Source organism: Labrys neptuniae (assembly GCF_040797145.1).
Taxonomy (GTDB): domain Bacteria; phylum Pseudomonadota; class Alphaproteobacteria; order Rhizobiales; family Labraceae; genus Labrys; species Labrys neptuniae.
Genome location: NZ_JBFNQD010000003.1, coordinates 545,505 through 559,815 on the forward strand (window position 1 = coordinate 545,505; position 14,311 = coordinate 559,815).

At 64.6% G+C, this 14,311-nt stretch carries 15 protein-coding genes; 6 read left to right on the forward strand and 9 right to left on the reverse strand.

The genetic code is table 11. The features are described from left to right. Positions 1–34 precede the first annotated feature (34 nt). On the forward strand, positions 35–1,642 hold the full coding sequence (locus ABXS05_RS13230) for a peptide chain release factor 3 (protein WP_149254102.1): 1,608 nt from the start codon (positions 35–37) through the stop codon (positions 1,640–1,642). Positions 1,643–1,720: 78 nt separating this feature from the next. Here the strand turns inward: ABXS05_RS13230 and ABXS05_RS13235 are convergent, their stop codons facing one another. Further along, complete coding sequence (locus tag ABXS05_RS13235; RefSeq protein ID WP_367624214.1) at positions 1,721–2,785, reverse strand: alkene reductase; 1,065 nt, start codon at positions 2,783–2,785, stop codon at positions 1,721–1,723. A 145-nt stretch (positions 2,786–2,930) separates the two neighbouring features. Between ABXS05_RS13235 and ABXS05_RS13240 the strand changes: the two genes are divergently transcribed. Beyond that, complete coding sequence (locus tag ABXS05_RS13240; protein ID WP_367624215.1) at positions 2,931–3,230, forward strand: ArsR/SmtB family transcription factor; 300 nt, start codon at positions 2,931–2,933, stop codon at positions 3,228–3,230. Positions 3,231–3,248: 18 nt separating this feature from the next. Here the strand turns inward: ABXS05_RS13240 and ftrA are convergent, their stop codons facing one another. The 4 genes from ftrA to ABXS05_RS13260 form a co-directional block, all read right to left on the reverse strand. Then, positions 3,249–4,256, reverse strand: a complete 1,008-nt coding sequence (gene ftrA / locus ABXS05_RS13245; protein ID WP_437178658.1) for a transcriptional regulator FtrA — start codon at positions 4,254–4,256, stop codon at positions 3,249–3,251. A gap of 70 nt (positions 4,257–4,326) precedes the next feature. Next, positions 4,327–5,160 carry an amino acid ABC transporter permease gene (locus tag ABXS05_RS13250; protein ID WP_367624216.1) on the reverse strand — a complete coding sequence of 278 codons (834 nt, stop codon included), beginning with the start codon at positions 5,158–5,160 and terminating at the stop codon, positions 4,327–4,329. 169 nt (positions 5,161–5,329) lie between these two features. Next, entirely contained in the window at positions 5,330–6,142 is an 813-nt protein-coding gene (locus tag ABXS05_RS13255; protein WP_311933761.1) for a transporter substrate-binding domain-containing protein, read from the reverse strand. A gap of 174 nt (positions 6,143–6,316) precedes the next feature. After that, on the reverse strand, positions 6,317–7,297 hold the full coding sequence (locus tag ABXS05_RS13260; protein ID WP_311933762.1) for a lytic murein transglycosylase: 981 nt from the start codon (positions 7,295–7,297) through the stop codon (positions 6,317–6,319). Positions 7,298–7,535: 238 nt separating this feature from the next. Here ABXS05_RS13260 and ABXS05_RS13265 point away from each other — a divergent pair, with 238 nt between their 5' ends. Further along, positions 7,536–8,474 (forward strand): carbohydrate kinase family protein, encoded by a 939-nt coding sequence (locus ABXS05_RS13265; protein WP_367624217.1) that lies wholly within the window; start codon positions 7,536–7,538, stop codon positions 8,472–8,474. After that, the gene (locus ABXS05_RS13270) at positions 8,471–9,370 is read left to right on the forward strand and encodes a pseudouridine-5'-phosphate glycosidase (protein WP_367624218.1); all 900 of its coding nucleotides are present in this window, start codon (positions 8,471–8,473) and stop codon (positions 9,368–9,370) included. Before ABXS05_RS13265 ends, ABXS05_RS13270 begins: the two co-directional genes overlap by 4 nt. 44 nt (positions 9,371–9,414) lie before the next feature. On the opposite strand, the gene ABXS05_RS13275 is transcribed toward ABXS05_RS13270, so the two are convergent. The 4 genes from ABXS05_RS13275 to cysQ all read right to left on the reverse strand — a co-directional run bounded on the left by ABXS05_RS13275 (position 9,415) and on the right by cysQ (position 13,002). Next, positions 9,415–9,804: a VOC family protein gene (locus tag ABXS05_RS13275; RefSeq protein ID WP_311933767.1), complete on the reverse strand. Its 390-nt coding sequence runs from the start codon at positions 9,802–9,804 to the stop codon at positions 9,415–9,417. A gap of 70 nt (positions 9,805–9,874) precedes the next feature. Next, positions 9,875–11,047 carry a coiled-coil domain-containing protein gene (locus ABXS05_RS13280; RefSeq protein ID WP_311933769.1) on the reverse strand — a complete coding sequence of 391 codons (1,173 nt, stop codon included), beginning with the start codon at positions 11,045–11,047 and terminating at the stop codon, positions 9,875–9,877. Positions 11,048–11,268: 221 nt separating this feature from the next. Then, positions 11,269–11,862, reverse strand: a complete 594-nt coding sequence (locus ABXS05_RS13285) for a DUF1134 domain-containing protein (protein ID WP_068286233.1) — start codon at positions 11,860–11,862, stop codon at positions 11,269–11,271. 333 nt (positions 11,863–12,195) lie between these two features. After that, positions 12,196–13,002, reverse strand: a complete 807-nt coding sequence (cysQ, locus tag ABXS05_RS13290; RefSeq protein ID WP_311933770.1) for a 3'(2'),5'-bisphosphate nucleotidase CysQ — start codon at positions 13,000–13,002, stop codon at positions 12,196–12,198. A 247-nt stretch (positions 13,003–13,249) separates the two neighbouring features. Between cysQ and chpT the strand changes: the two genes are divergently transcribed. Both chpT and ABXS05_RS13300 read left to right on the forward strand, forming a co-directional pair. Further along, on the forward strand, positions 13,250–13,894 hold the full coding sequence (gene chpT / locus ABXS05_RS13295; RefSeq protein ID WP_311933772.1) for a histidine phosphotransferase ChpT: 645 nt from the start codon (positions 13,250–13,252) through the stop codon (positions 13,892–13,894). A 10-nt stretch (positions 13,895–13,904) separates the two neighbouring features. After that, entirely contained in the window at positions 13,905–14,285 is a 381-nt protein-coding gene (locus ABXS05_RS13300; RefSeq protein ID WP_367624219.1) for a RidA family protein, read from the forward strand. The last annotated feature ends 26 nt before the right edge of the window (positions 14,286–14,311 follow it).

Consider the following 14,311-nt stretch of genomic DNA (forward strand, 5'->3'; position numbering starts at 1 on the left):
GCTTTGGGGCTGCAAACTTTTCCTTAGGTCTGCCTTGAACGATCTGTCACACACTTCGGCCCTCACCCCGCTCGCCCGCGAAGTCGAGCGGCGGCGCACCTTCGCCATCATTTCCCATCCGGACGCCGGCAAGACCACGCTGACGGAAAAGCTGCTGCTGTTCGGCGGCGCGATTCAGCTGGCGGGGCAGGTCAAGGCCAAGGCCGAGAAGCGCAATACCCGCTCGGACTGGATGTCGATCGAGCGCGAGCGCGGCATTTCGGTGGTCACCTCGGTGATGACCTTCGAATATGAGGGCCTGGTCTTCAACCTGCTCGACACACCGGGCCATGAGGACTTCTCGGAAGACACCTATCGCACGCTCACGGCCGTCGATTCGGCGGTGATGGTGATCGACGCGGCCAAGGGCATCGAGGCGCGAACGCGCAAATTGTTCGAGGTCTGCCGCCTGCGCGACATTCCCATCGTCACCTTCATCAACAAGATGGACCGCGAGGGCCGCGATCCCTTCGAACTGCTCGACGAGATCGAGAAGACCCTCGCCCTCTCTACCGTGCCGATGACCTGGCCGCTCGGCCGCGGCCGTGACTTCGCCGGCACCTATGACCTCGCGGCCAGCCATGTCCGCCTGCTCGACAAGGACACCGCGCCGATTCCGGTCGAGGCTGGCGATGCCGCAGCACTGGCCCGCGCCGTGCCCTCGATCGATGCCGAGGCGGCCTCCGAGGAAATCGCACTGGTGCAGGAGGCCTGCGGCGAGTTCGATCTCGCCGCCTTTCGCGAGGGCCACATGACGCCGGTGTTCTTCGGCTCGGCCATCAAGAATTTCGGCGTGGGCGACCTGCTCAAGGGCCTGGGCGACTATGCGCCCCAGCCGCGCGACCAGGCAGCGGCCACCCGCATGGTCGAAGCGACGGAGGACAATCTCTCCGCCTTCGTCTTCAAGATCCAGGCCAACATGGATCCCAATCACCGCGACCGCATCGCCTTCGTACGCCTGTGCTCGGGCAAGCTGACGCGCGGCATGAAGGTGAAGCAGGTCCGCACCGGCAAGTCGATGAGCCTCAACGCGCCGCAATTCTTCTTCGCCCAGGATCGCGCTTTGGCCGAGGAGGCCTATGCCGGCGACGTGGTCGGCATTCCCAACCACGGCGCATTGCGCATCGGCGACACGCTCACCGAGCGCGAGGAGATCGCCTTTCTCGGCGTGCCGAGTTTCGCCCCGGAAATCCTGCGCCGGGTCCGCCTGCCCGACGCCATGAAGGCCAAGAAGCTCAAGGACGCCCTGCAGGACCTCGCCGAGGAAGGCGTTGTGCAGGTGTTCCGCCCGCGCGACGGCTCACCGGCCCTGGTCGGCGTGGTCGGCGCCCTGCAGCTCGACGTGCTGCAGGGCCGGCTCGCCGCCGAATATGGGCTGGAGATCCGCTTCGAACCGTCCGAATTCGCGCTGGCACGCTGGGTCTCGGCACCGACGAAGCAAGAGCTCGACAGCTTCCTCACTTCCCACAATTTCTCGATCGCCGACGATCTCGACGGCGATCCGGTGTTCATGGCCAAATCCGCCTTCGACCTGCGCTATCAAGGCGAACGGTCGCCGGCCATCGTGTTCGCCGACATCAAGGACGTGAAGAAGGCGAAGTAAATCTGAGAGGCGGCTCTGCAGAGCCGCCCCGGCTGGTCTCGCTCCATCAATACGCCGATGGAGCTGAGAAGCCCTCCGTCACGCAGGTACTTCTTCCAGCGCCGGATAGTCCGTATAGCCCTCGGCGCCCTTGGCGTAGAAGGTCGCGGCGTTCCAGGGGGTGAGCGGAGCGCCAAGCGACAGTCGCTTGGGCAGGTCCGGATTGGAAATGAAGAGCTTGCCGAAGGCTGCCGCATCGGCCGCTCCGCTCTCGACCAGGACCTCGGCGCTTTCGGCCGTCAGCTTCTCATTGGCGATGAACACGCCCTTGAAATTGCTGCGGATCACCGGGGCGACGCTGGAGCCATCGGAATATTCGCGGGCGCAGATGAAGGCGATCCCGCGGGCATCCAATTGCCGGGCGACATAGCCGAACAGGGCCGGCGCATCGGAATCGCCCATCGAATGCGAATCGCCGCGCGGAGCCAGATGCATGCCGACGCGATCGGCACCCCAGACCGAAATCACCGCGTCGGTGACCTCGAGCATCAGCCGCGCGCGGTTCTCGATCGAACCGCCATAGGCGTCGGTGCGCTTGTTGGTGGAATCCTGCAGGAACTGGTCAAGCAGATAGCCGTTGGCTCCGTGGATCTCGACGCCGTCGAAGCCGGCTTCCTTGGCATTGGCCGCGCCCTGGCGGTAGGCCTCGATGATGGCGGGAATCTCGTCGAGTTCGAGTGCGCGTGGCGTGACATAGGACTTTTCAGGCCTGATGAGGCTGACATGGCCGTTGGGTGCGATGGCGCTCGGGGCCACCGGCAGGGCCCCGTCGAGGTAGACCGGATCGGAAATGCGACCGACATGCCAGAGCTGCAGGGCGATGCGCCCGCCGGCCTCGTGCACGGCCTTGGTGATGACCTTCCAGCCCTCGACCTGTTCGCGCGACCAGATGCCGGGCGTGTCGGGATAGCCGACTCCCATCGGCGTGACGGCGGTGGCTTCGGTCAGGATCAGGCCGGCCGAGGCGCGCTGGACGTAATAGTCGCGCATCAGCGTATTGGGCACACGACCCTCGCTGGCCCGGGTGCGGGTCAAGGGGGCCATGATGACGCGGTTGGGCAGGTCGAGCGCGCCGATGCGAATAGGGTCGAGCAGCGAGGGCATTGAAAGAAACCTTGTTCCAAATGACTTTTCTGAACGATCGATTGACACTCCTGCACCTGGCTTACACAGACTTAACTGGTGGTCGGCTCACCGAGGCGTTAGAATTTCAAAGTTCGATGTTCGTCGAATATAGGTAGAAGAACGCATGAAACAACACCCTCACCCCGATGTGAACGACATCAATCTGATCGGCGTTCTGGCCGCCCTCGGTGATCCGGTGCGACTGCACATCGTCACCACGCTGCTCGCGGAAGGCGAGAAGGGATCGACGGAATTCGATTGCCAGGTCGCCAACTCAACCCTGAGCCATCACATCAAGCAATTGCGCGAGGCCGGCATCGTCAGCCACCGCAAGGAAGGCACGCGCTGCTTCGTGGCCCTGCGCCCGGATATCGAGGAAAAGTTCCCGGGATTGCTGCAATCCGTGCTGAAATTTGCCGACTAGACTTCTTGTCCGAGAAAGTCATTCCGAGCAGAAGCGCGCCCGGTAGGCGGCGGGGCTGACGCCCACACGGCGCCGGAAATGGTGGCGCATCGTCTCCAGCGAATTGAAGCCGCAGCTTGCTGCAATGTCGCCGAGCGAGGCGCCGAGATTGCGCTCGAGCTGCTCGCGGGCCAGCCGCACGCGCTCGGCCACCAGCCATTCACCCGGCGGCAGCCCCGTCGTCTCCTCGAAGCGGCGCTGGAAGGTACGCTGGCTCATGCCGGAACGGGCCGCAATCGTCTCGATACGATGGGGGACGGCCAAATTCTGGCGCAGCCAATCGATCAAGGGAGCCAGCCGGGCGGATTCGCGCTCGCGCGGCACCGGCCGTTCGATGAACTGGGCCTGGCCGCCGTCGCGATGCGGAGGCACCACCAGGCGACGCGCCACCGTGTTGGCGGCATCCGGGCCGAAATCGCGCCGGATCACATGCAGGCAGAGATCGAGGGCGGCAGCGCTTCCAGCGGCGGTGAGCACATCGCCGAGATCGACATAGAGCCGGTCCGGATCGAGCGCGATACTGGGATGGCGCGCGCCGATATCGGCCGCGTAACGCCAATGCGTCGTCGCCTCCCGGCCGTCTAGCAGGCCGCAGGCAGCCAGCACGGCAATGCCCGAGCACAGCGACATCAGGCGGGCTCCGCGCCGATGTGCGAGCTTGAGGCTGTCGACGAGGTTCGCTGGCACGGGGCTGCCGATACCGCGCCAGCCCGGCACGATGATGAGATCGGCCTTCTCCAGCAATTCGAGGCCGGCATGCGGCTCGACCATCAGCCCACCCGCCGCATGAAGTGGCCCCGGCTCGATGCCGCAGGTGGCATAGCGATACCAGGAGGGCCCCATCTCCGGACGCGGCAGGCCGAACACCTCATAGGCCACCCCGAACTCGAAGGTGCAGAGGCCATCATAGACGAGCACGGCCACGAGGGGACCGCTGAGGGAAGAGGTGCCTGGCATGATCTTGACGGAGTGTTGCAGTTCGGCCATGGCGGCGCAAGGGATTGTCGGTTTCAACCTCCTTGGAGGGGCGATCTGGAGATCGACCCTCCGCTACCCCTCAATCCTGCCGTACCTCGTTGCGGCGCATGCGCTGCTCCAGCCGGCGCACCAGGAGGGTCAGGCCGATGGTCATCGTGAGATAGAAGAAGGCCACCACCGTATAGGTCTCGAAGAAGCGGAAGGTCGAGGCCGTATAGGTCTTGCCGTTCTGGGTGATGTCGGCGATGCCGAGCACGGACACCAGCGAGGAATCCTTCAGCATGGAGACGAGGTCGTTGCCGAGCGGCGGCGTCATCGTCTTGAAGGCCTGTGGCAGCACGATGAGGCGCATGGTCTTGAAGCGCGTCAGGCCGAGGGCCTGGGCCGCCTCGAACTGTCCGGCCGGTATGGACTGGATGCCGCCGCGCACGATCTCGGCGATGAAGGCCGAATAAGCCAGGGTCAGCGCGAAGATCGCCCGCCACTCGAAGCTGAAATCGCGGATGGTGATCTCAGGCATGAAGCCTGCGGCGATGGCCGAGCCGAACAGCGCGACATAGCCTTCGATCAAAGCCGGGCCGACTGCAAAGGCGATGTAATAGAGCAGCACGATCATGGGCACGCCGCGCATGATCTCGACATAGGCCTTGAGCCCCTCCCCCAACCAGCGCGACTGCGACACCAGCCCGAGCGCGAGAATGGTGCCGAGCACCAGCGAAGCGGCGAAGGCGATCACCGTGACCCGGATGGTGACGAAGAGCCCCTGCCCCACCACGCCGAAGATGATGCGATATTGCTCGCTGGCCAGGCCGCCGATCAGGACGGCGGTCCCCAGCACGATGAGGATCACCAGCCACCAGGGCACTTTCGACAGGAAGGAGGGCGGCGGCGGTGGCGCGTGAGACGTCGTCATATGAAGGCAGGAAGATCCGGAAGTAAGGCAGGCGGCTCAAGGGGCGAAGCGATAGACAATTTCGTCACTGCGAGCGAAGCGAAGCAATCCAGGCTTCGCCGCCCGCAGAATACTGGATTGCTTCGCTCCGCTCGCAGTGGCGCCATGGCAGAGGGTGGCCGATCCCGGCTCAGTTCGCGGTCTTGTAGTCGAAGAACCACTTCTTATCGAGCGCCTTGGTCGTCCCGTCCGCCTTCATCGCGGCCAGGGCGGCATTGACCGGCCCGATGAGGTCGGAGCCCTGCTTGAGGATGAAGCCGAATTCGTCATGGCCAAGGCCGTTGCCGACGATCTTGAAGCTGTCGGGCGAGGCGGCGATGTTGCCCTCAGCGCCGGCCTTGTCCATCAGCACCGTGTCGACGTCGCCCGATTTGAGCGCCTGCACCGAAGCCCCGAAGGTCTCGAACAGCTTGAGGCGCGGGCTCTTGTCATTGCCGCCGAGCAGATCGGTGACCGAGACGAAGAAATTGGTCGTGCCGGACTGGGCGCCGACGAACAGCTTGTCGTCAGTCGCGAAGCTCTTGGAGTCCGTGAAGCGCTTCTCGTCGGCCCGCACCAGCATGAACTGCTCGGACACCATATAGGGGTCGGTAAAGGCGATCTGCTTCTTGCGCTCGTCGGTGATGGAGATGCCATCCATGCCGATGTCGAACTGGCCGTTCTGCACCGCCTGAATCATGGCGTCCCAGGACGAGGTCTTCCATTCGATCTTGGCATTGAGGCGCTTGCCGATCTCGTTGATCGCATCATATTCCCAGCCGATGCCCTGCCCCGTCTTCGGATCGGTGAAGTTCAGCGGAAAATAGGCGTTCTCGGTGACGGCGACGATGGTGCGGCCCTTCAGGTCGGGCAGCGTCTGGGCCTCGGCCGGTCCCTGGGCCAATCCAAGGGGAACGGCCATGGCGGCGATGGCCCCGAGGGCGAGAAAGGTGCGGCGAAGCATCGGGAAACTCCGGTGTGGCAGGCTCAAGCCGCAACCTTGCCACGCGGGTTTCATGCCGAACAGGGGATTTTCGCGGTCCCCACATGGAAAAGGCCGGAGCGCGGACATCCTGTCCGCCCTTGCGGCGGCTCGTAGGTGAAGGGAAAGAGCGGGCTAGAAGCCCGCGCTCCACTTTTATTCCGCGATCTTGGTGGCCAACAGCGCCACCGTCTTGCGATAGAGCTCGCTGCCGTTCCAGGCCTTGAGGGCATCGAAATTCGGCTCGCCGGGGTTCCAGCCGGCGCCACGCTGCCAACGGCCAGACAGGAACTTAGCAACCGAGCCGATCACGTCGGCCTGGCTCTTGACCAGATCCTTATGGCCATCGCCGTCGAAATCCACCGCATGCTTGAGATAGGAGGTCGGCATGAACTGGACTTGGCCGATCTCGCCCGCCCAGGCGCCGCGCATTTCGTGCAGCGGCACGTCGCCCTTGTCGACGATGGTGAGGGCAGCAATCAGTTCGGGGCGGAACTTGTCGCCGCGCCGGCAGTCGAAGGAGAGCGTCGCCAGCGAGCGGATGCTCTCGAACTTGCCGACATTGGCGCCGAAATCGGTCTCGAGAGCCCACAGCGACGCGATGATCGGCGCCTGCACGCCATACTCGGCCTCGGCCTTGTCGAATACCGCCTGGTATTTCTTGATCACCTGCTTGCCGCGCTTGATGCGGTAGGCATTGACCATGCGGCCGGAGAACTCCTCGAAGGTCTGCGAAAAGGTCTTCCGCTGGGCGCGGTCGAGCCCGATGACCTTGGGATCGTAGGTGACGCCTTCCAGCGCGGCCATGCCCTGGGCGCCGATGCCCCTGGCCGCAGCATCCTTCTTGAAGTTGTCGAGCCAGGCCGGGAAGCCGGCGGGATCGGTCGGCGTGGTGCAGGCCTGGACTTGAGGCTGGGGCTGCGGCTGGGCCTGCCCCTGTGGCTGGGCTTGGGGCTGCGGCTGGGCGGCGGGCTGCGCCTCGGGTTGCGGCTGGGCTTGAGGCCCAGGCTGGCCTTGAGGCTGCGGTTGAGCTTGAGGCTGTGGCTGGACCTGAGGCGACGAAGGTTGCGGCTCCGTCTGGGCCAGGGCGGGCGAGGCCATCAGCAACAGGGCAGCAAGCAGGGGGGCAGTGCGCATGAAACCATCTCGGAGGGAAGAAAAGCCACAAAAGCCAAACAAGAATGCGCAAAATGTGGCGGTTGCCGGGAAAGAGCAAGGCCTGCCCGAGATGCGCTTGGAAGGCAGGTTCCTCATGACGGCAATCGCGGCGTGACGCAAGAGGGAAAGCGGCAACCGGCGGAGCGTCGCATTGTTGCGGGCGCGAATCTGTGGCACGGGATGCGTTTTCGGACCTATGGGTCCGTCGCGAGGAGCCATGGCCTATCGTCCCGTTCTGTGTGCAGGGGGCTGCGTCATCGACCGTGTCGGCGAGACCGCCGATGCGAATGAACGCCTCTACACCTCGAACATCGGCTCGATGCGCACCAGCCTGGGCGGTGTCGCCCGCAACGTGGCTGAGAATCTCGCGCGCCTGGGCATCGATGTCGGTCTCGTCTCGCTGGTCGGCGACGATCTGGAAGGCCGCCGCGTCGTCGAGGAGAGCAGCCGGGCCGGCATCGACATGAGCGCCGTCACGCTGGACACCGGAGCCACCACCGCCTCCTACACCGCCATCTTCAGCGGCGAGGGTGAGTTGGTGATCGGTCTCGCCGACATGGCGATCTTCGACCGGATCGAGCCCGAAACCATCGCCGCCCGTATCGCAGCCTTCCCTGCGACAGGGTTCGTTTTCGCCGATGCCAACTTGCCGCCAGCCGTATTGCAGGCAGTGGCGCAGGCGAAGGGATCCCGGCCCCTCGCCTGCGTGCCCGTTTCTGTGCAGAAGCTCGCCAAGCTCGTGCCCATCCTGGCGGCGATCGACATCCTCTTCCTCAATCTCTACGAGGCACGTGCCCTGCTCGGCAGCGCGGAGGAAGCGGAAGCCCTGGCTGCAAGGCTGGCGGCAGGCCCGGTGCCACGCGGGTTGCTCACGCTCGGCCCACGCGGAGCCCTCGCCTGGGATGGGGGACAGGTCTCCACCATCGCTGCGCTTCCATCCCGCCCGACCAACGTCAACGGTGCCGGCGACGCGCTGGCCGGCGCCACGCTGGCACGCCTTGCCGCCGGCGACACCTTTCTCGCGGCGGCGCACTGCGCCATGGCCGCGGCAGCCCTCACGGTCGAATCGCCCCAAACCGTACGCGCCGACCTGTCCATGCAGGCCGTGCTGGCCCGCTACAACCATTCTCAACCAACCGAAACGATAGCATCATGACGTCCATTACCCACTCCGCCGCCGTCGCAGCCGCCCTCAAGGCCGGCAAGCCGGTCGTCGCACTGGAATCCACCATCATCACCCACGGCATGCCCTGGCCCCAGAATGTTGAGACGGCCCGCAAGGTCGAGGCCGCCGTCAGGGCCGGAGGCGCCGAGCCGGCAACCATCGCCGTGCTCGACGGCGTCATTCATGCCGGGCTCGAAGACAGCCAGCTCGAAGCCATGGGCCAGGCCACGGGCTTCCTGAAGCTCAGCCGTGCCGACCTCGGCTATGCTATCGCCACGGGCAAGAACGGTTCCACCACCGTGGCCGCCACCATGATCGCCGCCGACCGGGCCGGTATCCGCGTCTTCGCAACGGGCGGCATCGGCGGCGTGCATCGCGGCGTCGAGAAGACCTACGACATCTCGGCCGACCTGCAGGAACTGGCGCGCACGCCGGTCTGCGTCGTCTGCGCCGGCGCCAAGGCCATCCTCGATCTTCCGAAGACGCTGGAGACCCTGGAGACGCTCGGCGTGCCGGTCGTCGGCTACGGCTCCGACGAATTCCCCGCCTTCTGGAGCCGCAAGAGCGGCCTGGCGGCACCCATGCGCCTCGACGATCCCGCCGACATTGCCGCCCTGATCCGAGCCCGCGCGGAACTGCGCCTCGACGGCGGCGTGCTGGTGGGCAACCCGATCCCGCTCGCCGACGAGATCGCCGCCAACGAGATCAATCCTGCCATCGAAGCGGCCGTGGACGAAGCCGATACCATGGGCATTTCCGGCAAGGCTCTCACACCTTTCCTGCTCTCGCGCATGCTCGACCTCACCGAGGGTCGCAGCCTGATCGCCAATATCGCCTTGGTGGAGAACAATGCGCGCCTGGCGGCGAAGATCGCAGCCGCGCTGTAACACCATCCCGGTCCTTGGCGGGAGCGACAAATGCTCCCGTCATTCTACGGCTTGAGCGGCGCGCCGATCGACCAGGTATGGCCGAAGGGATCCTTGAGCTGCCCGTAACGGCTGCCCCAGAACATGTCCTGGATCGGCATTGCGACGGTGGCACCACGATCGAGAGCGCGCTGCCACCATCGGTCGGCGTCGTCGACCTCGATATGGATGGTCACGCCATGCGGCGGCGTGGTGGCCATGCCGAATTCCGGAAACAGGTCCCACATCATCACGTCGCAGCCATTGATGCGGATATGGGCGTGCATCAGCCGCTTGCCATCCTCGTGATCGGCGCGGCTGACCTCCTCGGCACCGAAGGCGTCCTTGTAGAAGTCGATGGCGGCCTTGGCACCATCGATGGTCAGGCACGGCACGATGCCGTTCAGCTTGGTCATGGCTCGCTCCTGTAGACGGCCCTCTGCCTTGCCATGCCAGCCATAGCGTCGAAATGCGTTGAGAGCGTGGTCAGCGCGGCCGGGCTTCCTGGCCTGCCTGTGCCGCCTGGTCCTGCGCAGCCGGATCGTTCGCCGCCTGGCGCTCCGGCCCGGGTACCACGCCAACGGCCCGGCGGGTTGCCGCCTCGCGGGCGATTTCGGCAGCGACCTGCGCCATTTCGCGACGCAGGAGGCTGTTGTCGGCCTCGATGCGCAGCCAGGATTCATGGGCTTCCTCGCGAAGAGCGGCAAGCTCGGCCTGCAGCCGGGCCCGCTCGATCTTCAGAGCGCCGATTTCTTCCTCGGCGGCGCTCGGTTCCGCACTGCGGCGCAGGCGGTTGAGCTCCGCGATCAGTTCGGCCTCCCGTCCGGCGGCCAGGGCCAGCCGGGCATCGCGTTCGGCCAGCAGGGCATCCTTGCGGCGCAGATCTGCCTCCCAGTCCGAAAGCCGGACCAGGCTGTCAGATCGCTCGGTTTCGGCTGCCTGCCTCTTGCCTGCCATCGCCTGCAATTCGCGCTGCAGAGAGGCTGTCCGCGCCTCGAGTGCGGCGATCGCAGTATCGCGCCGCATCAGCTCGATTGACTGGGTGGCGAGGCGGTCATCCTTGCCGGAGGCCAGTTCCAGCGCCTCCTGCAATTCGTGCTGATGCAGAACCGCACCATCCTCCGCCGCATCGAGCTTGGTACGAAGAGCGACCAATTCGATGCGCAGGCCGTCATTGCTTTCCTGCGCCGTGGCAAGCTCGCGGCCGTGATCGAGGGCCTCGTCATCGCGCAGCGCAATGGTCACTCGCGCCGCCGCCAGCTCCGCCTTCAGCGCCGAAACCTCCTGCTGGGCGGCAAGCACGTCGCGCTGGCCATTGGCCGCACCATCTTCCAACTGACCAAGCCTTGCGGCATCGGCTCCGAGCAGGGCCTCGAGCCGGCGCAGCCTTTCACTCTGACGGCCATAATCGGCCATCAGCTGATGCCGCCGAGCCCGCTCATGCTCCGTTTTCTGTTCGAGGCGACGGTGCCGCATGGCCGCTTCCGCCCGGACATGATCCTGGGCAGCCCGCACCTGCGCCATCGACAGGGGCAACGCCGTTTCCATTTCACGACGGATCAAGCGACGCGCACGTCCCCAGATCGCAGGCACCATGGCCAATGCGGCCAAGGCAGCGAGCGCTCCTCCGAGGAAAAAGGCAATCGCATAATCAAGCACGGCAGTGTCTCAGTACGGCGATATCTTCGCCGTACTATACGTCAATTCGACGACAATGCAGGATGAAAACGCACAGCGTGCTTAAAATCGCACTTTGATGTCCGGCCGGCGTCCATTGCGTACGGTTTATATAGATGATCTGACCGCAGCATTGGTATCCGTGTTTCCCTGCCGGGACGAGCACAAGAAACTGCCCTCGGATGCCGCACAGTAGTGCGGGATCAGAAGGGATTCCACGTGGCCGACGGCGTGAATTTGAGATAGCCTAGATTGATGCCGAGACGGGCGCCGACGCCGGACTTGATGGGAACCACCATCATATTGCCATCACCCAGCGCGGTCATGCCGAAACCGCCGATGATATAGGCCGAACCGGCGATCCCGGGGAAACGGCTGTAGATCTCGTCGATCCGGTCCATATTGTAGACCAGCATCATGGTGCGCGCGCCGTCGCCACCGAAATCCCACCCTACGGAGGGGCCCTGCCAGTAGACCTTGCGGTCGCCGACATTGCGCGTGAACATCGTGCCCTCGCCATAGCGAAGCCCGCCGATGAAGGCGCCCGACCCTTCCTGGCCGAGGATGTAGCCATTGGGTTCACCCCAGCGCGCCACGGCCTTCTGGATGGTGAGCGCCAGGTCCCTCGACACGGTGCCGAAGAAACGGTGGCCGGAATTGACGAGTTCGTTGGAGGAGATGCGCTCCGGCCGCTCGGACTGTGCAAGCGCCAGGGAAGGAGAGACGAAGCCGGTCGCGGACAGAGCCATGCCGGCCATCATGGTAAGAGCCTTGCGGCGGGGAAGAATGTCGTTCATCGCGAGCCTCGTTGGCTTAGGCCTCTGTAAGCCCTGTTTTGGGCCTCTGTGAGCCCTATTTTGTGGCCTATCAGCGTTAACAAATTGCTTCCAAGAGCAAAGTGCATCCGAATGGCTGCTCTCCTTGCCCTCGTTCTTCGTTTCGACGCGTCCGCGCGGGTCCCGGTGAGGCCACCGGGTCACAAGAGGCCTTGGCGATACGACCACGTGATTCCAGCAGGCAAAACGCCCGGAAACATGGCCGCATCTGCGCGGGATTGAGGCAAGGGAGCGGGCGCTGCAAGGCGGCGGCTCGGCATCGGGCCGAAGCACCAGGCAAGGCCCTGACCATGGTTATCTTCGAGGAGCGTCCTGGCCCCAGGCCACGAAGGCGACATTGCGGAAGCCGGCAGCGGCCTTGCCATAGAGAAAGTCTTCGCCATCGGGCATCAGCACCTGCCCGCCCGCGGCGGAGAGCACGGCATGACCGGCCGCGACATCCCATTCCATGGTCGGCCCGAAGCGCGGATAGACATCGGCGACACCTTCCGCCACTCGGCAGAACTTCAAGGAGGACCCGGCTTCGCGCCGGTCCGCAATGGCATATTCGGCCAGAAAGGCTTCGCTCTTGGCGTCGGGATGAGAACGGCTGCACAGCGCCGTCAGCCCCTCGACCGGGTAAGCCCGCGTCGAGATCGTCTCTTCGGCGCCGTCCCGCACGCGCCAGGCGGTATCACCGCCCGCGTAAAGCGTGTCGACCGCCGGTGCGAACACACAACCGGCAACGGGCCTGCCATCTTCGATCAGGGCGATGTTGACGGTGAACTCGCCGTTGCGGTTGAGGAATTCCTTGGTGCCATCGAGCGGATCGACCAGGATGAAGCGCCTGCCGACATCCGGAATCACCCCCTTGGCGGCGCACTCTTCCGCCACCACCGGCACGTCGGGCATGACATCCGCCAGCCGCCGCAGAATGATCGCCTCCGCCACTTCGTCCGCCTCCGTCACCGGCGAGCGGTCATCCTTGATGCGGGCGTCGCATCCCTTGGCATAGACTTGCATGATCGCGGCGCCCGCCTCACGGGCGATCTCGGCAAAGGCATGCGCAATCGCGTCCGGGCTGGAAAGGGGCGAGGGTGAAGTCTGAGCGGTCTGGGTCAAAAGGGCCTCCGATAGCAGCGGCCTGTTTAGTCCTGATTGGCGTCGTACCGCAAGAATATTGGGTCTGCCGCTCATTTTTGCACCCCCTTCGCCAGCGCGCCTCAGGGTTGCAATCAGGGCGGAACGGGACATGCTGGCACCTCGCGCCTTCACATCCCGCGCCGCAGAGTCTATCTGAAAAACAGGTTCTCGAGACCTGATTCTCTTCCGATTTGCCTTTCTCTCCTGAATTATTCTGGGTGCTGCGATGACCGCTGGTTTTCAACTCGATGCGCTTGATCTGGCCGCCCTGCTCTGCTCTCGCGTCTGCCATGACGTGATCAATCCGGTGGGCGCTATCGTCAACGGGCTCGAAGTCCTCGAGGACGAGGACGATGCCTCGATGAAGGCTTTTGCTCTCGACCTGATCAAGAAGAGCTCCCGGAACGCCTCGGCCCGCCTGCAGTTTGCGCGGATCGCCTTCGGCGCCGCCGGCTCGGCCGGGGCCTCGATCGACCTCGGCGATGCCGAGAACGTCGCCCGCGGCTTCATCCAGGACGAGAAGGTGACGCTGAGCTGGTCGGCGCCGCGCCAGTTCATGCCCAAGAACAAGGTCAAGCTCTTGCTGAACCTGCTCGTGGTCGCCACCACGACCATTCCGCGTGGCGGCTCGATCAATGCCAAGGTCACCGGCGATCCCGAGGCGCCGACCTTCGAGGTCGTCTCGCTTGGCGGCAATTCGCGCATTCCGCCCGGGCTGATCAGCCTTCTGGCGGGCGAGCCCGAAAACGGCACGCTCGATAGCCACCTGATCCAGCCCTATTACACCGGGCTGATTGCCCGTGCCGCCGGCATGTCCGTGGCCATCGAGACGATCGATGGCGGCGTGCGCATCACCGCTGCGCCTGTGTGAGGAAGCATCCATGCCCCGCAAACTGATCTCGACCGGGTCCCCGCTCGAACGCAGCGCCGGCTATTCCCGCGCCGTGGTGCAAGGCGACTGGTGCTTCGTATCGGGCACCACCGGCTATGACTATGCCAGCATGACGTTGCCTGACGACATTGCCACCCAAACCGAGAATACGCTTGCGACCATCGAAAAAGCGCTGGTCGAGGGTGGTTTTGCCATGAGCCAGGTGGTACGTGCGACCTATTATGTGACCAGCACCGACCATGTGGAGACCGTGATGGCGGTCACCGGCCGGGTCTTTGGGGAGATTCGACCTGCGGCCACCATGCTGATCTGCGACCTGATCAAGCCCGAGATCAAAGTCGAGATCGAGGTCACCGCGTTCCGCGGCTGACGGTATTTTGCTTTAAGTCTTTGTTT